General features: G+C 72.6%; 25 protein-coding genes. 8 read left to right on the forward strand and 17 right to left on the reverse strand.

The window, feature by feature from the left end; all coding sequences use genetic code 11:
• Positions 1–88 precede the first annotated feature (88 nt).
• Positions 89–709 (reverse strand): pyridoxamine 5'-phosphate oxidase, encoded by a 621-nt coding sequence (pdxH, locus tag E2C05_RS11365; protein ID WP_133219746.1) that lies wholly within the window; start codon positions 707–709, stop codon positions 89–91.
• Positions 710–815: 106 nt separating this feature from the next.
• On the opposite strand from pdxH, the gene fabI reads away from it, so the two are divergent.
• The 4 genes from fabI to E2C05_RS11385 all read left to right on the forward strand — a co-directional run bounded on the left by fabI (position 816) and on the right by E2C05_RS11385 (position 4,569).
• Positions 816–1,649, forward strand: a complete 834-nt coding sequence (gene fabI / locus E2C05_RS11370; RefSeq protein ID WP_133219747.1) for an enoyl-ACP reductase FabI — start codon at positions 816–818, stop codon at positions 1,647–1,649.
• A 29-nt stretch (positions 1,650–1,678) separates the two neighbouring features.
• Entirely contained in the window at positions 1,679–2,782 is a 1,104-nt protein-coding gene (aroC, locus tag E2C05_RS11375; RefSeq protein WP_133219748.1) for a chorismate synthase, read from the forward strand.
• A 169-nt stretch (positions 2,783–2,951) separates the two neighbouring features.
• Positions 2,952–4,157 (forward strand): hypothetical protein, encoded by a 1,206-nt coding sequence (locus E2C05_RS11380; protein ID WP_133219749.1) that lies wholly within the window; start codon positions 2,952–2,954, stop codon positions 4,155–4,157.
• A gap of 271 nt (positions 4,158–4,428) precedes the next feature.
• Positions 4,429–4,569: a peptide chain release factor 1 gene (locus tag E2C05_RS11385; RefSeq protein WP_133219750.1), complete on the forward strand. Its 141-nt coding sequence runs from the start codon at positions 4,429–4,431 to the stop codon at positions 4,567–4,569.
• Positions 4,570–4,687: 118 nt separating this feature from the next.
• On the opposite strand, the gene E2C05_RS11390 is transcribed toward E2C05_RS11385, so the two are convergent.
• The 6 genes from E2C05_RS11390 to E2C05_RS11415 form a co-directional block, all read right to left on the reverse strand.
• On the reverse strand, positions 4,688–5,890 hold the full coding sequence (locus tag E2C05_RS11390) for an acetyl-CoA C-acyltransferase (protein ID WP_133219751.1): 1,203 nt from the start codon (positions 5,888–5,890) through the stop codon (positions 4,688–4,690).
• A 99-nt stretch (positions 5,891–5,989) separates the two neighbouring features.
• Entirely contained in the window at positions 5,990–6,454 is a 465-nt protein-coding gene (locus tag E2C05_RS11395) for a PaaI family thioesterase (RefSeq protein WP_133219752.1), read from the reverse strand.
• Between the two features lie 57 nt (positions 6,455–6,511).
• Positions 6,512–7,270, reverse strand: a complete 759-nt coding sequence (locus tag E2C05_RS11400) for a TlyA family RNA methyltransferase (protein WP_133219753.1) — start codon at positions 7,268–7,270, stop codon at positions 6,512–6,514.
• A gap of 135 nt (positions 7,271–7,405) precedes the next feature.
• Entirely contained in the window at positions 7,406–9,322 is a 1,917-nt protein-coding gene (gene dxs, locus E2C05_RS11405; RefSeq protein WP_133219754.1) for a 1-deoxy-D-xylulose-5-phosphate synthase, read from the reverse strand.
• Between the two features lie 2 nt (positions 9,323–9,324).
• Positions 9,325–10,236: a polyprenyl synthetase family protein gene (locus tag E2C05_RS11410; protein WP_133219776.1), complete on the reverse strand. Its 912-nt coding sequence runs from the start codon at positions 10,234–10,236 to the stop codon at positions 9,325–9,327.
• A gap of 19 nt (positions 10,237–10,255) precedes the next feature.
• Positions 10,256–10,543 (reverse strand): exodeoxyribonuclease VII small subunit, encoded by a 288-nt coding sequence (locus E2C05_RS11415; protein ID WP_133219755.1) that lies wholly within the window; start codon positions 10,541–10,543, stop codon positions 10,256–10,258.
• A 391-nt stretch (positions 10,544–10,934) separates the two neighbouring features.
• Here E2C05_RS11415 and E2C05_RS11420 point away from each other — a divergent pair, with 391 nt between their 5' ends.
• Positions 10,935–11,918 (forward strand): Bug family tripartite tricarboxylate transporter substrate binding protein, encoded by a 984-nt coding sequence (locus E2C05_RS11420; protein ID WP_133219756.1) that lies wholly within the window; start codon positions 10,935–10,937, stop codon positions 11,916–11,918.
• 143 nt (positions 11,919–12,061) lie between these two features.
• On the forward strand, positions 12,062–12,940 hold the full coding sequence (locus tag E2C05_RS11425) for an HpcH/HpaI aldolase/citrate lyase family protein (RefSeq protein ID WP_133219757.1): 879 nt from the start codon (positions 12,062–12,064) through the stop codon (positions 12,938–12,940).
• A 203-nt stretch (positions 12,941–13,143) separates the two neighbouring features.
• Here E2C05_RS11425 and E2C05_RS11430 read toward each other — a convergent pair whose 3' ends face one another.
• The 3 genes from E2C05_RS11430 to ypfJ form a co-directional block, all read right to left on the reverse strand.
• The gene (locus E2C05_RS11430; RefSeq protein WP_133219758.1) at positions 13,144–14,331 is read right to left on the reverse strand and encodes a hypothetical protein; all 1,188 of its coding nucleotides are present in this window, start codon (positions 14,329–14,331) and stop codon (positions 13,144–13,146) included.
• 26 nt (positions 14,332–14,357) lie between these two features.
• A complete protein-coding gene (locus tag E2C05_RS11435) occupies positions 14,358–14,837 on the reverse strand; it encodes a RodZ family helix-turn-helix domain-containing protein (RefSeq protein WP_133219759.1) in 480 nt (159 codons plus the stop codon).
• Positions 14,838–14,916: 79 nt separating this feature from the next.
• Positions 14,917–15,801 (reverse strand): KPN_02809 family neutral zinc metallopeptidase, encoded by an 885-nt coding sequence (gene ypfJ / locus E2C05_RS11440; RefSeq protein WP_133219760.1) that lies wholly within the window; start codon positions 15,799–15,801, stop codon positions 14,917–14,919.
• 227 nt (positions 15,802–16,028) lie between these two features.
• Between ypfJ and E2C05_RS11445 the strand changes: the two genes are divergently transcribed.
• Complete coding sequence (locus E2C05_RS11445; protein ID WP_133219761.1) at positions 16,029–17,234, forward strand: cupin domain-containing protein; 1,206 nt, start codon at positions 16,029–16,031, stop codon at positions 17,232–17,234.
• A 72-nt stretch (positions 17,235–17,306) separates the two neighbouring features.
• Here E2C05_RS11445 and E2C05_RS11450 read toward each other — a convergent pair whose 3' ends face one another.
• From E2C05_RS11450 to E2C05_RS11470, 5 genes are read right to left on the reverse strand one after another with little or no spacing between them, the layout of a single operon-like run.
• Positions 17,307–18,536 carry a CaiB/BaiF CoA transferase family protein gene (locus E2C05_RS11450; RefSeq protein ID WP_133219762.1) on the reverse strand — a complete coding sequence of 410 codons (1,230 nt, stop codon included), beginning with the start codon at positions 18,534–18,536 and terminating at the stop codon, positions 17,307–17,309.
• On the reverse strand, positions 18,533–19,495 hold the full coding sequence (locus E2C05_RS11455; RefSeq protein ID WP_133219763.1) for a Bug family tripartite tricarboxylate transporter substrate binding protein: 963 nt from the start codon (positions 19,493–19,495) through the stop codon (positions 18,533–18,535). The genes E2C05_RS11450 and E2C05_RS11455 overlap by 4 nt, the downstream gene beginning before the upstream one ends.
• Entirely contained in the window at positions 19,492–20,343 is an 852-nt protein-coding gene (locus E2C05_RS11460; RefSeq protein WP_133219764.1) for a fumarylacetoacetate hydrolase family protein, read from the reverse strand. Before E2C05_RS11460 ends, E2C05_RS11455 begins: the two co-directional genes overlap by 4 nt.
• Positions 20,344–20,347: 4 nt before the next feature.
• On the reverse strand, positions 20,348–21,250 hold the full coding sequence (locus tag E2C05_RS11465) for a TauD/TfdA dioxygenase family protein (RefSeq protein WP_133219765.1): 903 nt from the start codon (positions 21,248–21,250) through the stop codon (positions 20,348–20,350).
• 44 nt (positions 21,251–21,294) lie between these two features.
• A complete protein-coding gene (locus E2C05_RS11470; RefSeq protein WP_133219766.1) occupies positions 21,295–22,143 on the reverse strand; it encodes a phytanoyl-CoA dioxygenase family protein in 849 nt (282 codons plus the stop codon).
• Positions 22,144–22,254: 111 nt separating this feature from the next.
• Here E2C05_RS11470 and E2C05_RS11475 point away from each other — a divergent pair, with 111 nt between their 5' ends.
• Positions 22,255–22,743 (forward strand): CinA family protein, encoded by a 489-nt coding sequence (locus E2C05_RS11475; RefSeq protein ID WP_133219767.1) that lies wholly within the window; start codon positions 22,255–22,257, stop codon positions 22,741–22,743.
• 117 nt (positions 22,744–22,860) lie between these two features.
• Here E2C05_RS11475 and E2C05_RS11480 read toward each other — a convergent pair whose 3' ends face one another.
• Together E2C05_RS11480 and E2C05_RS11485 are read right to left on the reverse strand one after the other, a co-directional pair.
• On the reverse strand, positions 22,861–24,027 hold the full coding sequence (locus E2C05_RS11480) for an acyl-CoA dehydrogenase family protein (RefSeq protein ID WP_133219768.1): 1,167 nt from the start codon (positions 24,025–24,027) through the stop codon (positions 22,861–22,863).
• Between the two features lie 217 nt (positions 24,028–24,244).
• Complete coding sequence (locus tag E2C05_RS11485) at positions 24,245–25,018, reverse strand: short-chain dehydrogenase/reductase (protein ID WP_133219769.1); 774 nt, start codon at positions 25,016–25,018, stop codon at positions 24,245–24,247.
• Between the last annotated feature and the right edge of the window lie 26 nt (positions 25,019–25,044).

The following is a 25,044-nucleotide window of genomic DNA, read 5'->3' on the forward strand; positions in this document are numbered from 1 at the left end:
GCCCGGCCGGCCGCGGCCGGCGGCGATCCGGCCGGGGCCCCGCGCCGGCGCCACGGTCATGGCCGCGCCGCCCGCCGGGCAGCCGGCGTCACGGGTACAGCGCCTCCAGCCGCCAGCCCTCGAAGGAGTCTCCCGCGCCGCCATCGACCCGGTGGAAGACCTGGCGGTCATGCAGGCGGAAGGGCATGTCGCGCCAGAACTCGATCCGCCGCGGCAGCAGGCGGAAGCCGGACCAGTGCGGCGGCCGGGGGATCTCGCCAATGCCGAATTTCACGGTGTATTCCGCGACGGCCTTCTCCAGCGCCCAGCGGCCCTCCAGCGGGCGGGACTGCCGGCTGGCCCAGGCGCCGATGCGGCTGCCGCGGGCGCGGGAGGCGTAGTAGGCATCCGCCTCGGCGTCCGAGACCGGCTCGACCGCGCCTTCGACCCGGACGCTGCGCTGCAGGGTCTTCCAGTGGAAGCAGAGCGCGGCCTGCGGATTGGCCTGCAATTCCCCGCCCTTGCGGCTTTCGAGGTTGGTGTAGAAGACGAAGCCGCCCCCGGGACGGTCGTGATCGACGCCCTTCAGCAGCACCATCCGCGCCGAAGGCCGGCCATCGGGCGTGCTGGTGGCCAGGCAGACCGCATTGGGATCGTTCGGCTCGGTCTTCGCCGCCTCCGCCATCCAGGCCTCGAAACGGGCGATCGGATCCTCGGCGGCGCTGTCCATGGCGGTAATCCCGGGTCACAAGGCGTGCGGCCGGAATCCCTTGCCCGGCCGCCGGGGGTGTGCCACCACCCCTGCCCTCACGCAACAAGCCGGTCCCTTCTCTGCCATGTCCGACGCGCCTCTCCAGGATGCTCCCACCGGCACGCTCATGGCGGGCAAGCGGGGGCTGGTCATGGGCGTGGCGAATGACCGCTCCATCGCCTGGGGCATCGCCCGCGCGGTGGCGGCGCAGGGGGCGGAGGTGGCCTTCACCTACCAGGGGGAGGCGCTGGAGAAGCGGGTGCGGCCGCTGGCGGAAAGCCTCGACTCCTCCCTCGTCCTGCCCTGCGACGTGACCGACGATGCCAGCGTGGACGCCGCCTTCGCCGCCATCCGGGAAAGCTGGGGCGGCATGGATTTCCTGGTGCACGCCATCGGCTTCGCCAACAAAGAATACCTGCGCGGCAAGTACCTGGACACGCCGCGCGACGCCTTCCTGCAGGCGCTTGACATCTCCTGCTATTCCTTCGTCTCGGTCAGCCAGCGGGCGGTGCCGCTGATGAAGCCGGGCGGCGCGCTGCTGACGATGAGCTACCTGGGCGCCGAACGCGTGACGCCTCACTACAACGTCATGGGCGTGGCCAAGGCGGCGCTGGAGGCCAGCGTGCGCTACCTGGCGGCCGATCTCGGCGGCCTCGGCATCCGGGTGAACGCCATCTCGGCCGGGCCGATCCGGACCCTGGCGGCCAGCGGCATCGGCGATTTCCGCTACATCCTGAAGTGGAACCAGCTGAACGCGCCGCTGCGGCGGAACGTGACGATCGAGGAGGTGGGCGGCGCTGGCCTCTACCTGCTCAGCGACCTCTCGGGCGGCGTGACCGGGGAGGTGCACCACGTGGACAGCGGCTACCACGTGGTCGGCATGAAGAACCCGGACGCGCCGGACATCGCCACGGTCTGAGGCGCGGCGCGGCCGAGGCTCCCCCCACCATGTCCCACAACAGCTTCGGCCACCTCTTCCGCGTCACCACCTGGGGCGAGTCCCACGGCCCGGCCATCGGCTGCGTGGTGGATGGCTGCCCGCCCCGCCTGGCGCTGACCGAGGCGGACATCCAGCCCTTCCTCGACCGCCGCCGCCCCGGGCAATCGAAATTCGTCACCCAGCGGCAGGAGCCGGACCAGGTCCGCATCCTGTCCGGCACCTTCGAGGGGCTGACCACCGGCACGCCCATCTCCCTGCTGATCGAGAACACCGACCAGCGCAGCAAGGATTACGGGGAGATCCGGGACCGCTTCCGGCCGGGCCATGCCGACCTGACCTACGACCTGAAATACGGCATCCGGGACTATCGCGGCGGCGGCCGGTCCTCCGCGCGGGAGACGGCGATGCGCGTCGCCGCCGGCGCCGTGGCGCGCAAGGTCCTGGCGGGCGTGACCATCCGCGGCGCCCTGGTGCAGATGGGGCCGGACCGGGTGGACCGCGCCCACTGGGACTGGGCGGCGGTGGAGGAGAATGCCTTCTTCTGCCCCGACCCCGCGGCAGCCATCCGCTGGGAGGCGATGCTGACCGAGGCGCGCAAATCCGGCTCCTCCCTCGGCGCCGTCATCGAGGTGGTGGCGGAGGGCGTCCCGCCCGGCCTCGGCGCGCCGATCTACGGCAAGCTTGATGCCGACATCGCCGCGGCGCTGATGGGCATCAATGCGGTGAAGGGCGTCGAGATCGGCGAGGGCTTCGCCGCCGCCGCCCTGACGGGCGAGGGCAATGCCGACGAGATGCGGATGGGCCCGGACGGGCGCGTGCTGTTCGGCGACAACCATGCCGGCGGCGTGCTGGGCGGCATCTCCACCGGCCAGCCCATCGTGGCCCGCTTCGCGGTGAAGCCCACCTCCTCCATCCTCACGCCCCGGAAGTCGGTGGACCGCTTCGGGCAGGAGGTGGAGGTGCTGACCAAGGGCCGGCACGACCCCTGCGTCGGCATCCGCGCCGTCCCGGTGGGGGAGGCGATGCTGGCCCTGGTGCTGGCCGACCACCTGCTGCGCCATCGCGGCCAGAACCCGGATGCGCCGACCGAAGCGCGGTTGCCGCGGAACTGACGGCCCGCTGGCCCCTTACCCATTCGGTCGGGCGACCAACATACCGATAACGGGTCGCCAGCGCCCCCCGCATGCGACCTTCGTACTGCACCGGCCGGACGGTTGCACCTTGACGGCCCCGTCGGGTCCGCGGGAAAGGAACCAGCAAGAAGGAGCGCGAGACCAGCCCATGCCGATCGCCGATCCGCCGACGGAGATGCTCGTCCTGGATGCCTTCGTCTCCCTGTGCGGCCGGGAACCCTGGCAGGCACGGCTGGCCGATCTCGGCGCGCGCGCCAATCCGGGCTCGCTCTGCGGCCGCGCGACGCAGCAGCGCTATGCCCTCGAACTCGCCCTCTCCCGCCTCACCGACCATCGGGCCGCCGCCAAGGCCGGCCCGGCCGAGCGCCGGCTCTGCGGCCTGGCGCGGGATGCCGTCGCCCTGGCGGACAGCCTGCCGCCCGCCGCCCGCACCCGGCTGCAGGACCAGCTGCTGGCCGGCCTGACCGGCGAGGCCACGCTGATCCCGCTGTTCCACCTGCTGCGCACCGCCAGCATCCTGCGCAGCCGCGGCTTCGCGGTGCGCTTCGACGGCCTGGCCGAGGACGCCCCCTACGACCTGCTGATCGAGCGGGGCGGCGCCACCGCCGAGGTGGTCTGCGAGACCGTCTCGGCCGAGGAAGGCCGGCCCGTGCCGCGCGGCGACTGGTGGGCGCTGGTTGATGCGATCAACCCGGAATTGCAGACCTGGCTGGCGGCGCATCCCGGCCGCTACCTGCTGAAGATGACCCTGCCGGAGGGCATGTCGGGCCCCGACCAGCTGGCCGAATTGCAGCGCCGCATCACCGACCTGCTGGCGGCCGAGAAGCGGCAGGATTCCGGCGCCCAGGCGGTGCTCAAGCTCGATCCCCTCATGCTGGCCGGCGCCCAGGCGGGTGACCGCGCCGGCGGCCTGCCGGCCCGGCTGCGCGCCCAGTTCGGGCCGGAAGCGCACCTGGCCGTCACCGCCGACCCTGGCTCGGGCAGCGTCTTCGCGCTCGCCGCCCGGGCGGGGCGGGAGAATGCGATCGCCGCCGCGGTCTGCCGCCGCGCCGCGCTAGTGGCGGAAAGCCGGCTGACCGGAGCGCATCCCGGCATCCTCGCCATCTTCCTCGAGGACCTGGACCGCACGGACTGGCAGGTCCTGCGCGGCGAGCAGCTGGAGCTGGAGGGCGCCGTGCGCCGCTTCCTGACCACCGCGCCGGCGCGGCGGGTGGTGGCGGTCTCCTGCACCTCCCGCTTCGAGATGTTCGGCGCGTCCGACGGGGTGCCGGAGGGCGAGCTGCGCTTCCGCAACCCGTCGCATGCCGCCAGCAAGGCGCCCGGGCTGGCCCCGGCCATCCTCTCCTCCGTTTGAAGCGGCAGCGGCCCGCGTAACCGACTGAAACCGTCGGGTTTCAGCTACGTTTCCCCGCAGCGTCTCTGGAACATGCGGGTGGCGGGGCCGGGGCAGGATGCGTGGGGACGGGCCGATCCGGCCGCGCCACAGGGCCCGGGCAGGGAAGGACGGGAAATTGTTGCGCAAGCGGTGGCGGGCGCAGCATTCTCCCGTGGCCCGCCGGCCGCGCCTGTTCCCGAGCCATGATGCCGCCGCCGGGGCCGCGGCCCAACCGGGAGACGGGATTTGCATGACCGAGCGTGAGTTCCAGGCCAAGCTGGCCGAGCTGGACCGCCTGCTGAACGACCCGGAGATCCGCATGGATCCGGACCGGGTCTGGACGCTGCTGGCCGAGATCAGCACGCAGGAGCCGCAGTCGGCGCGGGCCTGAGGGCAGGACGGCGGGGTCCGCGCCCGGCGCGGCGCCGCCCCCGCAGTCCTGCCGCGGGCCTCCGGCCGGCTGTCACCGAAGAAGCCCCCGGGCCCGACCGGCCCGGGGGCTTTCGCGTTCAGGCCACCTCGAACAGGCCGGCGGCGCCCTGGCCGCCGCCGATGCACATGGTCACCACCACGTATTTCGCGCCGCGGCGCTTGCCTTCGATCAGCGCATGGCCGGTCATCCGCGCGCCGCTCATCCCATAGGGGTGCCCGACCGCGATGGCGCCGCCATCGACGTTCAGCAGCTCATCCGGGATGCCGAGCCGGTCGCGGCAATACAGGACCTGGCAGGCGAAGGCCTCGTTCAGCTCCCACAGGCCGATATCCTCGATCTTGAGGCCGTGCTGCTTCAGGAGCTTCGGGATGGCGAAGACCGGGCCGATGCCCATCTCGTCCGGGTCGGTGCCGGCCACCGCCATGCCGCGATAGATCCCCAAGGGGTGCAGGCCGCGGCGGGACGCCTCCCCCGCCTCCATCAGCACGCAGGCGCTGGCGCCGTCCGAGAGCTGGGACGCATTGCCGGCGGTGACGAAGCGGCCTTCCTTCACCCGCTGGCCGTCCTTGAACACCGGCTTGAGCGAGGCGAGGCCGTCCAGCGTCGTGTCGGCGCGGTTGCCCTCGTCGCGCGCGAGCGTCACCTCCTTGCGGGTGATCTCGCCGGTCGTCCTGTCCTGCACCGCCATGATGCTGGCCAGCGGCACGATCTCCTGCTCGAACCGGCCGGCGGCCTGGGCGGCGGCGGTGCGCTGCTGCGAACGGAGCGCGTATTCGTCCTGCGCCTCCCGGCTGATGCCGTAGCGGTCGGCGACGATCTCCGCCGTCTCCAGCATCGACATGTAGAGCTGCGGCACATGCTGCTCGAGCCAGGGGTCGCGGGTGCGGTGCCGGTTCATCTTGTCGTTCTGCACGAGCGAGATGGATTCGAGCCCGCCGCCCACCGCCACCTGCAGCCCGTCCACGATCACCTGCTTCGCCGCGGTGGCGATGGCCATGAGGCCGGAGGAGCATTGCCGGTCCACCGACATGCCGGGGACGCTGTGCGGCAGGCCGGCGCGCAGCGCGCATTGCCGGGCGAAATTGCTGCCCTGGCTGCCCTGCTGCAGCGCGGCGCCCATGACGACATCCTCGACCTCGCCCGGGTCGAGCCTGGCCCGCTGCACCGCGGCGGCGATGACATGGCCGCCCAGCGCCTGGGCCTGGGTGTCGTTGAAGGCGCCGCGATAGGCGCGGCCGATCGGCGTGCGCGCGGTGGAGACGATGACGGCGCTGCGCATTCGCTTTTCCTCCCGTGTTGCTTTTCCCAGGAGGGGCTTCGCCCCTCCCGAACACTCACCACCAAAGGCCGAAGGGCCTTTGGAAACCTCGAGTTTTCCTCAGCCGCTGCCGAGGATCTTCCACACCCCGTCGCCATGCACCAGCGTGCGGTCGCCGCTGGTCAGCAGGCCGCGGACGAAGACAACGCTCCGCGTCACCCGCAGGATCTCGCCGCGGCCCACCACCAGCTCCCCCAATTTGCCGGGGGAGATGAAGTGGTTGTTGAGCTGCACGGTGGTGACCGGCTTCCTGGCCGCCGCCTCCCACACCGTCATGCCCAGCACGTCGTCCATGAAGCTCATCAGCATGCCGCCATGCACGACGCCGCCGATGTTGAGGTGACGCTGCTCCGGCAGGAAGGCGTATTCCCAGCCCCCATCCAGGCGGCGGGCGACGAAGGGGCCGATCATGGCCGGGTAGTCCTTGGCCGGCACGGGCTTCCAGCCCGCGGCCTTCAGCTCGGCCGGGATGGGGGCGGGCTTCAGGTCCGGGTAGCGGACCTCCTGGGGGGCGATGTCGTCCATGCCGGCGGGTATAGCGGCAGCGGCCGCAACGGTCAGGGGTGTGGTCAGGGGTCCCGGTCAGCCACCGCGCAGGGCGGCGATCAGGAACTCCCGGTTGCCCTCGGGGCCCAGCAGCGGGCTCGGCTCCACCCCCAGCACCTGCCAGCCCGGCAGCCCGGCCCACCAGGCGGCGATGCGGTCGCAGACCGCGCGATGCACGGCGGCATCGCGCACCACGCCGCCCTTGGCGATGGCCGGCCCCACCTCGAATTGCGGCTTTATGAGTGCCACCGCCCAGGCGCCCGGGGCGCACAGCGCCATGGATGCCGGCAACACGGTCTGCAGCCCGATGAAGCTGGCATCGCAGACCAGGACGCCCGGTTGTTCCGGCACCTGCGCGGCGTCGAGGTAGCGGGCATTGACCCGTTCCAGCACGACCACCCGCGGGTCGTTGCGCAGCGTCCAGGCCAGCTGGCCATGGCCGACATCCACCGCATAGACCTTCGCCGCGCCATGCTGCAGCAGCACGTCGGTAAAGCCGCCGGTGGAGGCGCCGACATCCAGCCCCACGCGGCCCGCCGGCGAGAGGCCGAAATGCGCCAGCGCATGCGCCAGCTTCACCCCGCCGCGCGACACCCAGGGATGGTCCTGGCCGCGCAATTCCAGCGGCCGGTCGGCGGGAATGAGTTGCCCGGCCTTCTCGATCCGCTGCTCACCGGAATAGACCTTGCCGGCGAGGATCAGCGCCTGGGCGCGGGTGCGGCTCTCGACCAGGCCGCGATCGACCAGGGCCTGGTCGGCGCGGAGCCTGGCGGGGCGGGGGTCCTGCGCGGCCATGCATCCGCCTTCATCGCTGGCCCGCCCCGCGCCGCCGCCCGGGCGGCTGGCGGCCAAGTGGCGGGGAGGTCCGGCAGGCCCCGGACGAGCCGCCGGGGCGCGGGCGGGCGGGGCTTGCCGCCCCGCCCCCTCGCCTCAGGCCCGCGCCGCCGCCGCGCCGCTGCCCAGCGCCGAGACCGCCATGGCGACGATCTGCGCCGCGTTCAGCCCGGCCTCGTCATACTGCTTCTTCGGGTTGTCGTGGTCGATGAAGCGGTCCGGCAAGCACATCGGCCGCACCTTCAGCCCGGCATCCAGCATGCCGCGCAGCGCCAAGTGGTGCAGCACGAAGCTGCCGAAGCCGCCGACCGAGCCTTCCTCGATGGTGATCAGCACCTCGTGCTCGCGCGCCAGCCGCTCCACCAGGGCGGTGTCCAGCGGCTTGGCGAAGCGGGCATCGGCCACGGTGGTGGACAGGCCGCGCGTGCCCAATTCCTCCGCCGCCTTCAGGCATTCCTGCAGCCGCGCGCCATAGGAGAGGATGGCGACCTTGGTGCCTTCCTTCAGCACGCGCCCCCTGCCGATCTCGAGCGGCGTGCCGCGCTTCGGCAGATCGAGCCCGATGCCCTCGCCGCGCGGGTAGCGGAAGCCGATCGGGCCGGCATCATGCGCCGCCGCGGTGGCGACCATGTGGACCAGCTCCACCTCATCCGCCGCCGCCATCAGCACCATGTTCGGCAGGCAGCCGAGATAGGCGATGTCATAGGCGCCGGCATGCGTCGCGCCATCGGCGCCGACCAGGCCCGCGCGGTCCATCGCGAAGCGTACCGGCAGGTTCTGCAGCGCCACGTCATGCATCACCTGGTCATAGGCGCGCTGCAGGAAGGTGGAGTAGATGGCGCAGAAGGGCTTCATCCCCTCCGTCGCCATGCCGGCGGCGAAGGTGACGGCATGCTGCTCGGCGATGCCGACATCGAAGGTGCGCTTCGGGAAGCGCTTGCCGAACATGTCGAGGCTGGTGCCCGACGGCATGGCGGCGTTGATGGCGACGATCCGGTCATCGACCTCGGCTTCCGCGATCAGCGCGGTGGCGAAGACCTTCTGGTAGGTCGGCGGCCCGGGCGGGGCCTTCACCTGCTCCCCGGTGACGACGTTGAACTTCTGCACGCCGTGGTACTTGTCGGCGCTGGCCTCGGCCGGGGCGTAGCCCTTGCCCTTCTTCGTCACCACGTGCAGCAGCACGGGGTCGTTCACCTCGGCGTCGCGCAGGTTGCGCAGCACCGGCAGCAGGTGGTCCAGGTCGTGCCCGTCGATCGGGCCGACATAGTAGAAGCCCAGCTCCTCGAACAGCGTGCCGCCGGTCAGCAGGCCGCGCGCATATTCGTCGGCCCGCTTCGCGGCGCGTTCCAGCGGCGCCGGGAAATGCCGCGCCAGCTTCGCCATCATGTCGCGGATGGACAGGAAGGGGCGGGAGGAGACGACCTTCGACAGATAGGCGCTCATCGCGCCGACCGGCGGCGCGATGGACATGTCGTTGTCGTTGAGGATGACGATCAGCCGCGACTTCTCGGCGCCGGCGTTGTTCATCGCCTCATAGGCCATGCCGGCGCTCATCGCGCCGTCGCCGATCACCGCGATGACGTTGCGCTGGTCGCCCTTCAGGTCCCGCGCCACCGCCATGCCGAGGCCGGCGGAGATCGAGGTGCTGGAATGGGCGGCGCCGAAGGGGTCATACTCGCTCTCGCTCCGGCGGGTGAAGCCGGACAGGCCGCCGCCCTGGCGCAGGGTGCGGATGCGGTCGCGCCGCCCGGTCAGGATCTTGTGCGGATAGGCCTGGTGGCCGACATCCCAGATCAGCCGGTCGCGCGGCGTCTCGAACACCGCATGCACCGCCACCGTCAGCTCGACGACGCCGAGCGAGGCGCCGAGATGGCCGCCGGTGACGCTGACGGCCGAGATCGTTTCGGCGCGCAGCTCGTCGGCCAGCTGCTTGAGCTGGTCAGAGGAGAAATTCCGCATGTCGGCGGGCACGCGGACCCGGTCGAGCAGGGGGGTGGAGGGCGCGGGGGACATGGTCAGCTCCTCCGCTCGATCGTGAAGTCAGCGAGCATCCTCAAGAGGTCACCCCTCTCCCCGAAGCCGTCAAGATGGCCCTTTGCCTGGGCGACCAGCCGCTCGGCTTGAAGCCTTGCGCGGTCGAGGCCCAGCAGCCCGACCAGGGTCGCCTTCCCGGCCGCGGCGTCCTTGCCGGTGGCCTTGCCGGTCTCGGCGGCGCTTGCGGTCGCGTCCAGCAGGTCGTCGGCGATCTGGAAGGCGGCGCCCAGGTCGCGGCCATAGGCCAGCAGCGCATGCCGCTGCGGCAGCGGCGCCTTGCCCAGGATGGCGCCCGCCTCGGCCGAGAATTCGATCAGCTTGCCGGTCTTCAGCGTCTGCAGCCGGCCGATCGCCACCTCGTCCAGCTGGCCGCCGGCGCGTTCCGCCAGCATGTCCAGCATCTGGCCGCCGCACATGCCGCGCGGGCCGGCGGCGCGCGACAGGCAGCGCACCAGCTCCACCCGCACCGCGGGGTCGCTATGGGTGTCCTCCTCGGCCAGCACGGTGAAGGCGTGGCTCTGCAGCGCATCGCCGGCCAGGATCGCCGTCGCCTCGTCCCAGGCCTTGTGCACGGTCGGCTTGCCGCGGCGCAGGTCGTCGTCGTCCATCGCCGGCAGGTCGTCATGCACCAGGGAGTAGGCGTGCACCATCTCGATCGCCGCGGCGACGCGCAGCGCCGCCTGGCGGGAGACGTTGAACTGCCGCGCCCCTTCCAGCACCAGGAAGCCGCGCAGCCGCTTGCCGCCGCCGATGGCGGCATAGCGCATGGCGGCGAAGAGCGGCGCCTCCTGCCCCTCATCCGGCGGCAGCAGCACGTCGAGCGCCTGGTCGATCTCGGCGGCGGCCTCCGCCAGGGCGCGCGCCAGCGTGGCGGACGGCGCGTCGGTGGTCATGCTCATGGCTCAGGCGACCCTATTCGACATCGCGCAGCGCCGGCCCGCCGGGCCCGGCGACGATGGCCTGCACCTTCGCCTCGGCCTCGGCCAGCGTCCGCTCGCAATGCTGGCGCAGCGCGGCGCCCCGTTCGTAATCCGCGATGGCCTGGGCCAGGCTGCCCTGCCCGCCCTCCAGCGACCGCACGATCCCCTCCAGCTCGGCCAGCGCATCCTCGAAGGACAGGGCGGCCAGATCCCGCCGCCCGGGCTGCTCGCCCGTCCCGCCCCCGCGCGCCGCGCCGGCCTGCCCCCGCCCCTCTCCCATCCGGGTCTCCTGACTCTGGCGGGCATCATACATCCGCCGCCGTCTTGGCCAAATGCCACCGCCGCAGGCAGCCCCGCACCGCCAGGGGCAAGGGCGCCGGGGCCATGGTGACGAAGCGCCAGCGCCAGCGCCCGCCGGGCCGCCGCCGGCCGGCATCGCCCGACGGAAACGGGCGCAAGAACAACCGCTTGGGCGAACCGGCCGAGCGGGCCCCCGCCGCCGGCCGCCATGCCGCGCTTGGGCGGGCCGCGGACCGGCCCGGGAAGCGGCCGCCCGCCACGCTTGCGCCGCCTTGCCCTGACCGACTCGCCGGCGTACCGGACCCCGGCGGACCCGCGCGCCACGCGGCAGCCCGGCCGCCCCGGCGACCGCCGCCAAGGGAGGAAACCCGATGCCGCATCAGACGCGCCGTACCCTGCTGGCCGCCCCCTTGGCCGCCCCCTTGGCCACCCCGCTGCTGCCGACCGCCGCCCGGGCGCAGGCCGAAGCCGGCCGGCCGATCCGCATGATCGTGCCCTTCGCCCCGGGCGGGTCGGCCGATGTCGTCGCCCGCATCACCGCCCTCGGCCTGCAGGAGGCGCTGGGGCAACCCGTGGTGGTGGAGAACCGCGGCGGCTCGGGCGGCGTCATCGGCTCGGAAGCCGCGCTGGCGGCGCCGCCCGATGGCGCCACCATCGTCTTCCACACCCTGTCCTCGGCCGTGCTGAATGCCGGGCTCTACCGCAACCTGTCCTTCGATGTCCGCCGCGCCTTCGCCCCGGTGGCGCTGGTCGGCACCCTGCCCAACGTGGTGATGGTGCATCCGCGCCTGCCGGCGCGGACCCTGCCGGAGCTGCTGGCACTGCTGCGGGAGAGGCCGGGGCGGATCGCCTATGCCTCCTCCGGCGCCGGCACCATCACGCATCTCTCGGCGCATCTGCTGGTGCAGCTGGCGGGGGCGGAGGCGACGCATGTGCCCTATCGCGGCAGCGGCCCTGCCTTCGCCGACCTGCTGGCCGGCACCGTGGACATGATGGTGGACAGCATGGCGAGCGTGATCCCGCCAATCCGCGCCGGCCAGGTGCGGGCCCTGGCGGTGACCACGCGCGGCCGCAGCCCCGCCCTGCCGGACGTGCCGACGGCGGCCGAGGCCGGGCTGCCGGGCTACGAGACCTACAACTGGCACGCCGTCTTCGTGCATGCCGCGACGCCGGCGCCGCTGCGGGCGCGGCTGGAGGCCGGGATGCAGGCGGCGGTGCGGGCGCAGGCGGTCCGGCTGGAACAGGCCGGCGTGGAGCCGCGGCCGGACGGGGCGGCGGCGCTGGCGGCGTTCTGGGACCAGCAGCTGGCGCTGTGGATCCCCATCGTCCGCAGTTCCGGCGCGACGGCGGACTGACGCCCCGGCCGTGGCGCCCGGCCGGCGGCGTCGCGGCGGATGCAGGCACTGGCTCGGTCGGCCGCGGCCTGCGGCGCGCGCCGATGGGCGCGGAGCCTGCCGGGCGGCTTCGCGGCGCCGCGGCGGCGGGATAGGCTCGCGCCATGCGCACCCTCCCCACCTGGCGGTCCCTGCTCTATGTCCCGGCGACGCGGGACGATTTCGTCGCCAAGGCGCATCGCCGCGGCGCCGATGCCATCATCCTCGACCTCGAGGATGCGGTGGCGCCCGCGGAGAAGCCGGCCGCCCGCGCCGCACTGGCCCGCGCCGTGCCGGCGGTGCGGCAGCCGGGGCCGGACGGGCGCGGCGCCGAGGTCTGCGTGCGCATCAACCGGCCGCTGCGCATGGCGGCGGAGGACATCGCCGCGGCGGTCGGCGCCGGCGCCGACGTGCTGGTGCTGACCAAGCTGCTGGGCCCCGACCATGTGCGCCTGCTGGCCGAACTGACCGCGGAGTCCGAGGCGGCGCAGGGCGTGCCGGTGGGCAGCACCCGCTTCATCGGCTTGGTCGAGACCGCGGCGGCGCTGCCGCAGATGGAGGCGATCGCCCGCGCCGATGACCGCATGGTGGCGCTGGGCGCGGGCGGGGAGGATCTGGCGACCGATCTCGGCATGGAGCCGGTGCCGGACGCGCTCTACATCCCGAAGATGCTGGCGGTGGTGGCGGCCCGCGCCGCCGGCATCCTGCCGCTGGGCTTCGTCGGCACCGTCGCCGGCCTGTCGGACATGGAAGGCTACCGGGCGATGCTGCGGCGGTCGCGCGCGCTGGGCTTCGCCTGCGCCAGCTGCGTCCACCCGTCGCAGGTGCCGGTGATCAACGAGGAATACGGCGCCCGGCCCGAGGAGGTGGAACGCGCCCGCCGCATGGTCGCGGCCTTCGAGGCATCGCTGGCGCGCGGCGTCGGCGCGGTGACCTTCGAGGGGCAGATGATCGACGCGCCGATCGTCGAGCGGGCCAGGCGGCTGCTGCGCCGCTTGGGCTAGTATCCCGAACCCGAAGTCCGCCGCCACTGGTGGCGTCCTTCGGTCCGGGCCACTCGCCATTGTTGTCAGTGGCCTGCTGGTCCGCTGCGTCTGCAGCCGGTGGCTGCGAACTTCGCGGGCAGGACACTAGGCCGGATCGCGGGGCGGCGGGCGCGCCGCCCCGGGACGGCCGCGGGAGGGACAGCGCCCCTCCCGCCTGATGCTCAGCGCCGCGGCGTGCGCTCGTTCTCCGGATGCGCGCCGCTGACATTGGTGCCGAGGTTGCGGTCCACCGCACGGCTCGCCGCGGTGCCCGGCGGGTCGTTCGCCGGCCGCTCGTTCTCCGGATGCGCGCCACTGACATTGGTGCCGAGGTTGCGGTCCACCGCACGGCTCGCCGCGGTGCCCGGCGGGTCGTTCGCCGGCCGCTCGTTCTCCGGATGCGCACCGCTGATGTTGGTGCCCAGCACCTCATCCGCGCCGCGCGACAGCATGGTGCCCGGCGGATTGCCCGGCGTGCCGTCCGGCTGCCGGCCGGCGAGGTTGGTGCCGGCCAGGTCGTCGGCGCCGCGCGTCGCCGCGGTGCCGGGCGGGTTGGTCGCGGCGCGGCCGCTGCCGCCCAGGCTGCCGCCGGCCGTCGCCGGCCGCTCATTCTCCGGATGCGCGCCGCTGATGTTGGTGCCCAGCACCTCATCCGCGCCGCGCGACAGCATGGTGCCCGGCGGGTTGCCCGGCGTGCCATCCGGCGCGCTGGCGGCGGCGCCGGTGCGCGGATAGTCGCCGGTGCGCGTGCCCGTCTGGGCCGCGGCCGTGGTGGTGCCGACGCCGGCGGCGGTGCCGATGCCGCTGACCGGGTCGGTCATGTCGCCATAGCCGCTCCAGCCGCCGGCACGGTAGTCGGCGCCGCGCGCCGTGGCATCGGCGGCGTTGTGCCGGGCCATGATCGCCTCCGCCTCGGCGGCGCGGGCTTCCTCGGCGCGGAGCGTCACCAGGTTGCCGCCGCGGCGCACGCCTTCGGCATAGACATGGCTCTCCTCCTCCGACAGGCCGGCGCCGGTGAGCGCGCCGAGCAGGCCGCCCGCCGCCGCGCCGACGCCGGCGCCGGTAACCGCCGCCACCAGCCAGCCGGCGGCGACGATGGGGCCGAGGCCGGGGATGGCCAGCGCGCCGAGGCCCGCCAGCAGGCCGGCGCCGCCGCCGACCAGGGTGCCGATGGTGGCGCCGGTGCCGGCGCCCGTGCCGGTTTCCGTCGTGACGTCGCCGGTCGTGGTCGTCGTCGCGCCGGTATCGTCGCCGCGGCTGGCGATCAGGCTGATGTCGTCGCGGGCGAAGCCGGCGGCTTCCAGGTCACGGACGGCGGCATGCGCGTCGGTGGTGCTGTCGAAGAGCCGCGCGATGGTGCGGGTTGCCATGATATGCTCCCTGATCTCGTGGGCGTTCAACGGCCGGCGTTCGGGACGACGTTGCCCTGGAAGTCCAGCGCGACGCTGACCTGCTGGCCGCCGCGGCTGGCGCGGCCGCGCCACACGCCCTGGTCGTCCTTCTGCAGCCCGCTGACATCGGTGAAGCCGGCCGCCTCGATGCGGCTCTTCGCCTGGCCTTCGGTGAAGCTGTTGGCGCCCGCCGCCGGCGTGGTGGCGGTGCGGGTGCCGTCATCCAGGCGCACCGCGGCGTTGCCGCTGTCCGTATCGCGGTTCGGCGTCGTGGCGCCGGTACGGGCATCCGGCGTCGGCGTCACCGCCGTGGCGCCGCTGCGCGCATCGGGTGCCGGCGTCACCGCCGCGTTGGGGCGCGTGGTGCTGCCCTGGGTGGCGGCGCCGGGCGCGGTGCGGTCCGGCGTGGCGGGAGAGGTCTGGGCATAGGCCGGGACGGCCGCAACCGCACCCAGCAACGCCAGGCGAAACAGCGTCTTGCGCATCTTTGGTTCCCGTGTGTTGGCGTGGCAGGCATGCCGCCTGCATGCCACGCCCTAACGGGACTTCAGACGGTGCGTTCCGTCACAAACGGTCCGTCCCGAAGGTGTCGCAGCGCGCCACGTCGCCGCCTTCCAGGCCTGTGCGGAACCAGCGCACGCGCTGCGCGGAGCTGCCATGGGTGAAGCTTTCGGGAACCACGGTGCCGCGCGACTGGCGCTGCAGCCGGTCGTCGCCGACAGCGGCAGCGGCGCCGATGCCGGATTCGACATCGCCCGGTTCGAGGAAGCGCTTCATCTGCTCTGTCCGCGCCGCCCAGATGCCGGCGAAGCAGTCGGCCTGCAGCTCGATCCTGACCTGCATGGCGTTCGACTCGCGCTCATCCATCCCGCGCCGCGCCTGGCTGACGCGCTGCAGGATGCCGAGCTCGTTCTGCACATGGTGCCCGACCTCATGCGCGATGACATAGGCCCGGGCGAACTCCCCAGGCGCGCCCAGCTTGCGCTCCATGTCGCGGAAGAAGGCGGTGTCCAGGTACACCTTGCGGTCGTTCGGGCAGTAGAAGGGCCCGACCGCGGTCTGCGCGAAGCCGCAGGCGGATTGGGTGCCGCCGCTGAACAGCACCAGGTTGGGCGGCGTGTATTGCCGGTTGGACCGGCGGAAGATGTCGGCCCAGGCATCCTCGGTCGTCGCCAGCACCTGGGCGACGAAGCGGCGCTGCCCGTCATCCTCCTCCGGCGCCGGGGCGCGGCGGCTTTCCGTCACCTGGCTCTGCGGCGGTGCCTCGCCGCCGCCGCTCAGGATCACGGACGGATCGATGCCGAAGAACAGCGCCAGCAGCACCAGCGCGACGGTGCCGAGGCCGCCGCCGGCGACGCCGATCGGGATGCCGCCCCCGCGGCCGAAGCCGCCGCCGCTGCCGCGGCGGTCCTCGACATTGCTGCTCTCGCGTTCGCCATCCAAGCGCATGGCCGGCCCCTCCTGCGTTCCGACCGGGCAACGTCATCGGGCGGATCGGGTTCCAATTGGGACGGCTGTGCGGTGGCGTGCGCCATTGCGCGTCTCCCCGCTGGATCGAAGGGCAACCGGTCGGAGAAGGTGCCGTTGGCCGCAGCGTGCCGCCCGACCCGCGCCAGGTGAACGAAGCCCATGCCGGGGGGCCTGCGCGGAGGCGGCACTGGCAAGGAACCACCATCATGGCCTTATCCAACAGGCGCTCGCTGCTGGGGTCCGCCGCGCTCGGCGCCGGCGGCCTCGTCTCCTTCGAGAGGATCGCGCAGGCGGCCCAGGAGGCCGCGAAGACCGACCACGGCCAGCCCGGCCAGGGCGGCTTCGGCCGCCGGGTGGACAGGCTGCCGCCCGGCCCGGCGGTCGCCAGCCACAGCGAGAAGGACATCGCGGAATTCCCCGACTTCCGCTTCTCGCTCGACGGCAACGTGCCGAAGATCACCTCCGGCGGCTGGGCGAAGGAGGCGACGGTCCACCAGTTCCCCGTCAGCAAGGGGATCGCCGGCGTCCACATGTACCTGAACCCCGGCGCGTCGCGCGAGCTGCACTGGCACGCCATCGCCGCCGAATGGGCCTTCATCATCTCCGGCCGCTGCCAGACCGTGGTGCTGGACCCCTCCGGCGCGTCGGAGATCAACAACTACATGCCGGGCGACCTCTGGTACTTCGCCAAGGGGCACGGCCACGCGATCCAGACGATCGGCGACGAGCCCTGCCACTTCATCCTGAGCTTCGACAACGGCGCCTTCTCCGAGCACGGGACCTTCAGCATCACCGACTGGGTCGACGTGACGCCGAAGGACCTGCTGGCGAAGGAATTCGGCGTGCCGAAGGACATCTTCGACGCGTTCCCGAAGGGCGAGGCCTATATCTCCCAGGGGCCGGTGATCCCCCTTGCCCAGGCGACGGACGCGCCCTGGCCACGCGAGAGCACGCATAAATTCCGCCTGCTGCAGGACCGCCGCGCGGTGCGGGAATTCGAGGGCGGCCGGTTCTGGCTGGCGACCAGCGAGGAATTCCCGGCGCAGAGGACCATGTCGGGCGGCCTGATGGTCATCAAGCCGGGCGAGATGCGCAAGCTGCACTGGAACGTCAATGCCAATGAATGGCACTACTACCTGCGCGGCAAGGGCCAGGTGGCGGTGTTCGGGTCCGGCGGCCGCGGCAAGGTGGCGGAGGTGAATCCGGGCGACGTCGCCTACATCACCCAGGGCTTCGGCCACGCCATCCGCAACATCGGCGACGAGGACCTGGAGATCGTGCAGACCTGGGACAACCCGCTGCTCGAGGAGATCGAGCTCGACCGCTGGATCGCCACCAGCCCGCGCTACCTGCTGCAGAACAACTTCGCCGGGGCGAAGCCGGAGGATCTGGACAGGCTGAAGCAGGGCTGAGTCACCGGGGAAGGCCCTGCCTTCCCCGGACCCCATCCGCCGAAGGCCGAACGGCCTTTGGAAACCTCGGGTCTAGCGCACGACCCTTGACGCAAGCAGGCGCTCATACTCCGCCGCGCCAAGCACCGGCGTCAGCACCTGCGCATTGTGCTCGCCCAGCTTCGGCGCGGGCCTCGCCAGGATGCCCGGCGTCCCCGACAGGCGCGGCACCATGCCATGCATCGGCAGCCAGCCGCCCGGCATGTCCTCGTCCGGCACCTCGATCACCGCCTCCCGCTCCACGACGTAGCGGTCATGCTCCAGCATCGCCGCATCCATGATGGGGCCGATGGTGACGCCGGCACGGTCGAAATGCGCCACCGTCTCCTCCAGCGTCCGCTCGGCGATGAAGCCGCCGATGATGGCGTCCAACTCCTCCACATGCTTCAGCCGCTCGGCATTGGTGCGGAAGCGCGGATCCTCGATCATCTCCGGCCGCCCCAGCGAGGCGAACAGCTTCGCCGTCATGCCCTGCGTGCTGGCCGAGAGGCAGACCCAGCCGCCATCCTTGGTCCGGTAGGCATTGCGCGGCACGGAATTGGTGCTGCGGCTGCCGGTGCGCGGCTTCTTCTGCCCGGTCAGCTTCCAGCGGGCATGCTGCGGCTCCATCATCACATGGATGGGGTCGAACAGCGCGCAGTCGATCACCTGGCCCTGCCCCGTCGCCTCGGCATGGCGCAGCGCAATCATCGCCGCCGCCGCGCCATAGAGCCCGGCATAGCCATCCGCCATGTACATCGGCGGCAGCACCGGCTCCCGGTCGGCGAAGCCGTTGACGGCGGCGAAGCCGGAATACCCCTCCACCAGCGTGCCGAAGCCCGGCTTGTGGCGATACGGCCCGTCCTGCCCCCAGCCGCTGATGCGCACGATGACCAGGCGCGGGTTGATCGCCAGCAGCACCTCCGGCGCCAGCCCCATTTCCTCCAGCACGCCGGGGCGGAAGCTTTCCAGGAACATCGACGCGCCCTCGGCCAGGCGCTTCACCACCGCGATCCCTTCGGGGTTGCGCAGGTCCAGGCAGACCGAGAGCTTGTTGCGGCTCAGCGTCTTCCAGTCCACCGGGATGCCGCGCGTGTTCCAGGCGCGCAGCGTGTCGCCCTCCGGCGGCTCCACCTTGACCACCTCGGCGCCGTGGTCGGCCAGCACCTTGGACAGAATGTTGCCCGCGACCAGGCGCGAGAGGTCCACGACGCGCAGCCCCTGCAGGGCGCCGGTCGCGGCGGGGTCGAATTGCCGGCGGCGCGGCGAGGGTTTCTCGGTCATTCCAGGCGGATATTGCCGGCCTCGATCACCCGGCGCCAGCGGGCCAGGTCGGCCTTCAGCACGGCGGCGAATTCCTCGTAGGGCCCGGCCGAGGGCGCCGCGCCCTCCCCGTCATAGATCCGCCGCAGCCCGGGATCGGCCAGCGCCCGGCCAGCCGCTTCATGGATGGCGCGGCGGGTCTCCACCGCCAGGTTCTTCGGCGCGAACAGGCCCCACCAGATATCCGCCTCGTAGTCCACGCCCTGCTCGCGCACCGTGCGCACGGGCGGCACCTCCGCCGGCAGCCCGCCGCCCGGCGCGGCGGCGGCGATGACGCGCACGCGGCCTTCGCGGATGGCGGCATTGGCGCTGGCGACGGTGGTGATCATCAGCTGGATGGTGCCGGAGATCAGGTCCGTCACCGCTTGCGCCGTGCCGCGATAGGGCACGTGGTTCATGCGGATGCCGGCGGCCTGGCAGAGATACTCGCTGACCACATGGTTCAGCCCGCCGGTGCCGGAGGAGCCGTAATCCACCACGCCCGGCCTGGCCTTCGCCCAGTCCACCAGCCCCGGCACGTCGCGCGGCGGGAAGCCGGGATTGGTCAGCAGGTAGTAGGGCGCGCGCGCTAGCAGGCTGACGGCGTCGAAGCTGCCCTCCGCATCCCAGGGCGGCTTCTGCAGGATGGCGGAGGTGACGAAGGAGGAGGAGATGACCATCAGCGTATGGCCATCCGCCGGCGCCTGCGCCACCGCGCCAGCGCCGATGGACCCGCTGGCGCCGGCGCGGTTCTCGATGACGAAGGGCTGGCCGAAGCGCGCCTGCAGCCGCTCCGCCAGGGGCCGGGCGATGACGTCGTTGGACCCGCCGGGCGGGAAGGGCACGATGATGCGGACGGCGCGGGACGGCCATGGCGCCTGCGCGCGAGTAACCAGGGGCGTGGCCAGGGCGGCGCCGAGCAGCGGTCGGCGCGGGATCATGCCGCATCCTCCTCGGCGATCACCGGGTTGCGCAGCACGCCGATCCCGCTGACCTCCACCTCCACCACGTCGCCGGGCCTGAGCCAGGGCGGCGGCTTGCGGGCATGCGCCACGCCCTCCGGCGTGCCGGTGGCGATGACGTCGCCGGGCGAGAGCGGCGTGAAGCCGGAGATGTATTCGATCAGCGCGGCGACGGAGAGGATCATGTCGCCCGTGCCGGTGCGCTGCCGTCGTTCCCCGTTCACCCGCGTCTCCAGCGTCAGCGCCGCCGGGTCGGGGATCTCGTCGGCCGTGACCAGCCAGGGGCCGAGCGGCCCCGTCCAGGGGAAATTCTTCCCCGCCGTCACCGAGTGCTTCTGGTAGTCCCGCACGGAGCCATCGTTGAAGATCGTATAGGCCGCGACATGCTCCAGCGCCCGCGCCGCCGGGATGTGCCGGCCGGCGCGGCCGATCACCACCGCAAGCTCCCCCTCGTAGTCGAACTGGATGGAGTTGCGCGGCCGGACCAGCGGCGCGCCATGCGGGATGATGCTGTCGGCCAGGCGGGCGAAGATGCGCGGCTGCTCCGGCACCTCCCGCCCCGCGCTCTCCGCCACATGGGCGCGGTAGTTCAGCCCGACGCAGAGCACCTTCCGGAGTGGCGAGGGCACGGCCGGCAGCAGGGTGACCTCGGCCAGCGCCAGGTCGGGCGCGGTGCCGGCCAGATCCGCCAGCCGCGGCAGCCCGCCGGCCGCCAGCACCGCGGAGATATCGGCGAAGGGCAGCCGCTTGCCGCAGTCAACGATACCGTCCCCGACCACCAGGCCGAAGGAGGCGCGGCCACCGGCGACATAGCTGGCGATGCGCATGACGTCAGGCCGCCAGCCGCCAGTGCCGCTGGAATTCCGGGTCGAAGACCCGTTCCGCCATCACCTGGCAGCGCCACATCAGGCGATGCTCCGCCGGCCCGTAGTCGGGGATGGCGTTGTGCAGGGTGGCGAGGTGGTCCCAGAGCAGCACGTCGCCCTCGGTCCAGTGATGCGTCCAGCGGTATTCCGGCTGCAATTGATGGGCGAAGAGCTTGTCCAGCAGCGCCCGGCTCTCCGCCTCCCCCAGTTCCAGGATCCGCTCGGCATAGCCGGGGTTGCAGTACAGCACGCTGCGGCCGCTGATCGGGTGGCGCAGCAGCAGCGGATGCGTGGCGGGCGGGCGCTGCGCCCGCTGTTCCGGCGTCAGCGGCGCGCGGGCGCTGCCCGGGCGGGTGCGCATGCGTTCCCAGAACACGTTGAAGTCGTGCCGCGCCGTCAACCCCGCCAGCCTCTGCTGCAGCGCCGGGTCCAGGCCGTCGAAGGCCGCGCGCATGTCGGCGAAGACCGTGTCGCCCAGCGGCAGGCCGTCGCGCCGCGGCACCTGCACCGCGTACAGCACGTTCACGAAGCCCCGTGTGGCCGTGTAGGACATGTCCGTGTGCCAGTCCTGCCCGGCATCGGCGATGCCGATCGGCTGCCCGTCCTGCAGGATGTTGGAGAGGATGCCGACCTCCGGCGCATCCTTGTGGTGGAAGCGGCCGGTGACCGAGCCCTGGATATGGCCGAAGCGGGCGGAGAATTCGCGCAGGTGCCGCGGTTCGATCCGCTGACCGGGGATGCGCAGCACCGCATGCTCGCCCAGCGCCCGCAGCAGCATGGCGAAATCCTCGTCGTGCAGCGGGCGGGTCAGGTCCAGGCCGTGGACCGTCGCGCCGAGCACGGCGCCGGTCGGTTCGATGGCGGGCATGGCGGTTTCCTCCGCCGCCGATCCTGGCAGCCTGCCCTGCCGCGTCAACGGGTGATGCTGGCGCCCAATTTCCCCTCGCCCGCGGCGCCGCGGTAGAGGATGGCCAGCTGCCGGTCCAGGATGGCCTGGTGCCGGGCCAGCGCCTGCGGATGCAGCTCCGCCTCCGGCGCCGTCTCATGCTCGAAATGGCCGAAGCGGTCGGCGCCGCGTACCAGCAGGGCGCTGTCCTTCTCGCCATTCAGCTGCCGCACATGCGTCGGGACATAGCGGATGGCGAAGCCGATGCGCGGCCAGGCGGCGCGGTTCGGCTCCGACCCGTGCACGATCAGCACATGGTGCAGGCTCATCTCCCCGGGCTGCAGCACGATGTCCACCGCCTGCGCCTCGTCCACCTGCACCGCCACTTCCTGCCCGCGGGAGAGCAGGTTGTCCTTGGCGAAGGTGTCGGCATGCGGCACCGCATCCCGGTGCGTGCCCGGCACCACGCGCATGCAGCCGCTTTCCGGCACGCTGGGCGTGAAGGCGATCCAGGCGGTCACGACATCGGGCGAGGACAGGCCCCAATAGGTGCCGTCCTGGTGCCAGGAGACATAGGCGGGATCGCGGGCGCCCTTCATGAAGAACTGGCTGCCCCAGCAGAGCAGGTCGTGGCCCAGCACGCTTTCCACCGCGTCCAGCACCGCCGGATGGGTGACGACCGCGTGCGCCCAGGGGAAGAGGAGGTGCGGCTTCTGGTTCATCCGGCCTTCCAGGCGGCCGCCGAGCCGCGCCTCGGTCTCCCGCAGCTGGTGCAGCAGGCGCGACGCCTCGGTGCCCGGGAAGGCGCGGATGGGGAAGTGGTAGCCGCGGTCGCGATAGGCGGCGACGGCATCGGCGGGCAGCGAGGCGGGCATGGCGTGTCCTCCTGCCCGGCAGGCCACCATGGCGGCCCGGCGCGCGTCAACCGCGGCTTGCCCGGCGGCGCCGGCGGGTCCAGCCTGCCCCGCCCGAGGAGAGGATCCGCCATGGAGACGCTGCTGCCCATCGCCGCCCGCGCCGGCGCGCTGCTGAAGGCGCGCGGGGACACGATCGCGGTGGCGGAGAGTTCCACCGGCGGCCTCGTCGCGGCGGCGCTGCTGGCGGTGCCCGGCGCCTCGGCCTATTTCCTCGGCGGCAGCGTGGTCTATACGCGCCAGGCGCGGGAGGCGCTGCTGGGGATCGAGCGCCGCGCGCTGGCCGCCGCGCCGCCGGCCTCCGAGGAGATGGCGGCGCTGCTGGCCGAGGCGGCGCGGCAGCGGCTCGGCACCGTCTGGGCGCTGGGCGAGGCCGGCGCGACCGGCCCGACCGGCAACCGCTACGGCCATGCGGCGGGCCATGGCGTCTTCGCGGTGGCCGGCCCGGTGCCGAAGCGGCTGACGATCGAGACCGGCAGCCCCGACCGCGTCGGCAACATGCGGGCCTTCGGCGAGAGGCTGCTGGGCCTGCTGGTCGAGGCTCTGGAAGCGGCGCCCTAGCCCTGGCGCCCCGATCCACCGCTCCGGGCCCTGCGGCCCTGCGCGGATCGGGGTAAACGGCTTTGGCGCCCCGACTCACCGCTCCGGGCCCTGCGGCCCTGCGCGGATCGGGGCGCGTCAGAAATAGCCCAGCCCCATGACGCCGTCGGGGCCGGGATCCTCGCTGACCAGCTTGCGGCCGATCAGGTCGCGCAGCGTCTCGGTCGCGCCGCCACCCAGCGAGCCATAGCGCGCGCCGCGGTAGAGGCGGGAGACCGGATACTCGTCGGTGAAGCCGAAGCCGCCGTGAAGCTGCACGGCCTCGCTGGTCACCCGGATCGCCATCTCGTTGCAGAACACCTTGGCCGTCGCGGCCAGGAAGGGATCGGGAAACGGGTCGGCCGTCATGCAGGCGCGCCAGAGCAGGCCGCGCGCCGCCTCGATATCCTTGTACATGTCGGCCAGCTTCCAGCGCACGCCCTGGAAATCGGCGATCGGCTTGCCGAAGACCGGCCGGTCCCGCACGTAGCGCAGGGCCTCGTCGAAGGCGCCCTCCGCCAGGCCCAGGCTGATCGCCGGGTTCAGGCAGCGCTGCGTGTTGAAGGCGGAGAGCAGCCGCTTGAACCCGTCCTCGCGGATGACGAGGTTCTCGAGCGGCAACTCGACATCCTCGAACCGCACCTCGTGCAGGTTCTCCCCGCCCATGGTGTGGAAAGTGCCGGTCACCGCCAGGCCGGGCGTGCCGCGCTCCACCAGCACGCAGCCGATGCCCTCGCGGCCCGGCCGGCCGTCGATGCGGGTGAAGACGACGAACATGCCCGCCTCCTCCGCCCGGCTGATCAGCGTCTTCGCGCCGTTCACCACCACGCGGTCGCCGCGGATCACCGCGTTGGTGCGGTAATTCGCCACGTCGGTGCCGGCATGCGGCTCCGTCATGCAGATGGACAGGATGCAGTCGCCGCTGACCACCTGCGGCAGGATGCGGGCGCGGATGCCCTCGGGCGCATAGCGGGCGATGACGCGGGTCTGCACCCCCGCCTCGCCCAGCACCGCCATCGCCGTCGGGTAGCAGACCTTGGCCAGTTCCTCGAGGATCAGCGCGGTCTCGAAGACCGGCAGGCCCAGCCCGCCGTACTCCTCCGGCACCGTCATCCCCAGCACGCCCAGGCCGGCGAGGTCGCGGATGTTCTCCCACGGGAAGGTGCCGCCCATCCAACGCAACGCGCGCTGGCGGAAGCTGGCCTGCGCCATCTCCCGCACCGGGGCGATCAGCGCGCGCTGGGCGTCGGTGAGTCGGAACTCCATGGACATTATGATTGCGACCTCAGCTTCACGGCCCCGGTGCCCGCCACGGGCGGCTCCGCCCTCCGCCGATCGGAGGGCCGGTGTGCGACCGCCGATTCACGGCTCCGGTGCCCGCCGCAGGCGGCTCCGCCTCCGCCGATCGGAGGGCCGGTGTGCGACCGCCGGTTCACGGCACCGGTGCTCGCCGCAGGCGGCTCCGCCCTCCGCCAACCGGAGGTCAGCCGCGATACTGCGCGCCGGCATCGACCTCGATCGTCGTGCCGCTGAGATACCCGCCGCGCGGGCTGGCGCAGAACACCGCCAGATCGGCGATCTCCTCCGGCTTGCCGGCGCGGCCCAGCGGCAGGCCGGCCAGCATCTCCTCCCACCGCGCCTCGTCGCCGAACTTCGTCTTCGCGCGCGACTTGCTCAGCGTGATGATCCGCTCCGTCATCGTCGCGCCGGGCGCGATGCCGACCACGCGCACATTGCTGTCCGGCGCCTTGCCGCCCAGCGCCGCGGTAAAGGCGATCAGGGAGGCATTGCCCGCCGCGCCGCAGATGTAGTCGGCGCGCGGGGCGCGGCCGGCCATGCCGATGATGTTGACGAAGACGCCGTCGCCCCGCGCCTCCATGGCCGGCAGATACAGCTGCGTCAGGTGGATGTAGCCGAAGACCTTCAGCGCCCAGGCCTGCTGCCAGCGCTCCAACGAGATGTCGTGCACGGTGCCGCCCGGGATGGCGCCGGCATTGTTCACCAGCACGTCCACCTGCGGATGCGCGGCATGCAGCGCCGTGCGCGCCGCGGCATCGCCCAGGTCGCCGGCATGGACCGCGATGTTCACCTGGTGGCGGGCGCGGATGGCGCCGGCCGCCTGGTCCAGCGCCGCCTGGTCGCGGGAGGCGAGGACGAGGTCGCAGCCCGCTTCGGCGAAGGCCTGGGCGCAGGCCAGGCCGATGCCCTTCGAGCCGCCGGTGATCAGCACCCGCTTGCCGCGAAGCCCCATGTCCATGTCGCCGTTCCCCCGCTTGTCGCCGC

It is taken from the genome of Paracraurococcus ruber (genome assembly GCF_004353985.1).
GTDB classification, from domain to species: Bacteria; Pseudomonadota; Alphaproteobacteria; order Acetobacterales; family Acetobacteraceae; genus Paracraurococcus; species Paracraurococcus ruber.

Bases quoted from the DNA above. Each gene is read 5' to 3' on its own strand.
- E2C05_RS11410 (WP_133219776.1), bottom strand. From the start codon at position 10,236: ATGACCACCGACGCGCCGTCCGCCACGCTGGCGCGCGCCCTGGCGGAG.
- E2C05_RS11475 (WP_133219767.1), top strand. From the start codon at position 22,255: ATGGAGACGCTGCTGCCCATCGCCGCCCGCGCCGGCGCGCTGCTGAAG.
- E2C05_RS11380 (WP_133219749.1), top strand. From the start codon at position 2,952: ATGCCGATCGCCGATCCGCCGACGGAGATGCTCGTCCTGGATGCCTTC.
- E2C05_RS11455 (WP_133219763.1), bottom strand. From the start codon at position 19,495: ATGATCCCGCGCCGACCGCTGCTCGGCGCCGCCCTGGCCACGCCCCTG.
- E2C05_RS11395 (WP_133219752.1), bottom strand. From the start codon at position 6,454: ATGGACGACATCGCCCCCCAGGAGGTCCGCTACCCGGACCTGAAGCCC.
- E2C05_RS11480 (WP_133219768.1), bottom strand. From the start codon at position 24,027: ATGGAGTTCCGACTCACCGACGCCCAGCGCGCGCTGATCGCCCCGGTG.
- E2C05_RS11460 (WP_133219764.1), bottom strand. From the start codon at position 20,343: ATGCGCATCGCCAGCTATGTCGCCGGTGGCCGCGCCTCCTTCGGCCTG.
- E2C05_RS11445 (WP_133219761.1), top strand. From the start codon at position 16,029: ATGGCCTTATCCAACAGGCGCTCGCTGCTGGGGTCCGCCGCGCTCGGC.
- ypfJ (WP_133219760.1), bottom strand. From the start codon at position 15,801: ATGCGCTTGGATGGCGAACGCGAGAGCAGCAATGTCGAGGACCGCCGC.
- E2C05_RS11485 (WP_133219769.1), bottom strand. From the start codon at position 25,018: ATGGACATGGGGCTTCGCGGCAAGCGGGTGCTGATCACCGGCGGCTCG.
- E2C05_RS11450 (WP_133219762.1), bottom strand. From the start codon at position 18,536: ATGACCGAGAAACCCTCGCCGCGCCGCCGGCAATTCGACCCCGCCGCG.
- E2C05_RS11470 (WP_133219766.1), bottom strand. From the start codon at position 22,143: ATGCCCGCCTCGCTGCCCGCCGATGCCGTCGCCGCCTATCGCGACCGC.
- dxs (WP_133219754.1), bottom strand. From the start codon at position 9,322: ATGTCCCCCGCGCCCTCCACCCCCCTGCTCGACCGGGTCCGCGTGCCC.
- E2C05_RS11430 (WP_133219758.1), bottom strand. From the start codon at position 14,331: ATGGCAACCCGCACCATCGCGCGGCTCTTCGACAGCACCACCGACGCG.
- E2C05_RS11425 (WP_133219757.1), top strand. From the start codon at position 12,062: ATGCGCACCCTCCCCACCTGGCGGTCCCTGCTCTATGTCCCGGCGACG.
- aroC (WP_133219748.1), top strand. From the start codon at position 1,679: ATGTCCCACAACAGCTTCGGCCACCTCTTCCGCGTCACCACCTGGGGC.
- E2C05_RS11400 (WP_133219753.1), bottom strand. From the start codon at position 7,270: ATGGCCGCGCAGGACCCCCGCCCCGCCAGGCTCCGCGCCGACCAGGCC.
- E2C05_RS11415 (WP_133219755.1), bottom strand. From the start codon at position 10,543: ATGGGAGAGGGGCGGGGGCAGGCCGGCGCGGCGCGCGGGGGCGGGACG.
- pdxH (WP_133219746.1), bottom strand. From the start codon at position 709: ATGGACAGCGCCGCCGAGGATCCGATCGCCCGTTTCGAGGCCTGGATG.
- E2C05_RS11420 (WP_133219756.1), top strand. From the start codon at position 10,935: ATGCCGCATCAGACGCGCCGTACCCTGCTGGCCGCCCCCTTGGCCGCC.
- E2C05_RS11385 (WP_133219750.1), top strand. From the start codon at position 4,429: ATGACCGAGCGTGAGTTCCAGGCCAAGCTGGCCGAGCTGGACCGCCTG.
- E2C05_RS11465 (WP_133219765.1), bottom strand. From the start codon at position 21,250: ATGCCCGCCATCGAACCGACCGGCGCCGTGCTCGGCGCGACGGTCCAC.
- E2C05_RS11390 (WP_133219751.1), bottom strand. From the start codon at position 5,890: ATGCGCAGCGCCGTCATCGTCTCCACCGCGCGCACGCCGATCGGCCGC.
- fabI (WP_133219747.1), top strand. From the start codon at position 816: ATGTCCGACGCGCCTCTCCAGGATGCTCCCACCGGCACGCTCATGGCG.
- E2C05_RS11435 (WP_133219759.1), bottom strand. From the start codon at position 14,837: ATGCGCAAGACGCTGTTTCGCCTGGCGTTGCTGGGTGCGGTTGCGGCC.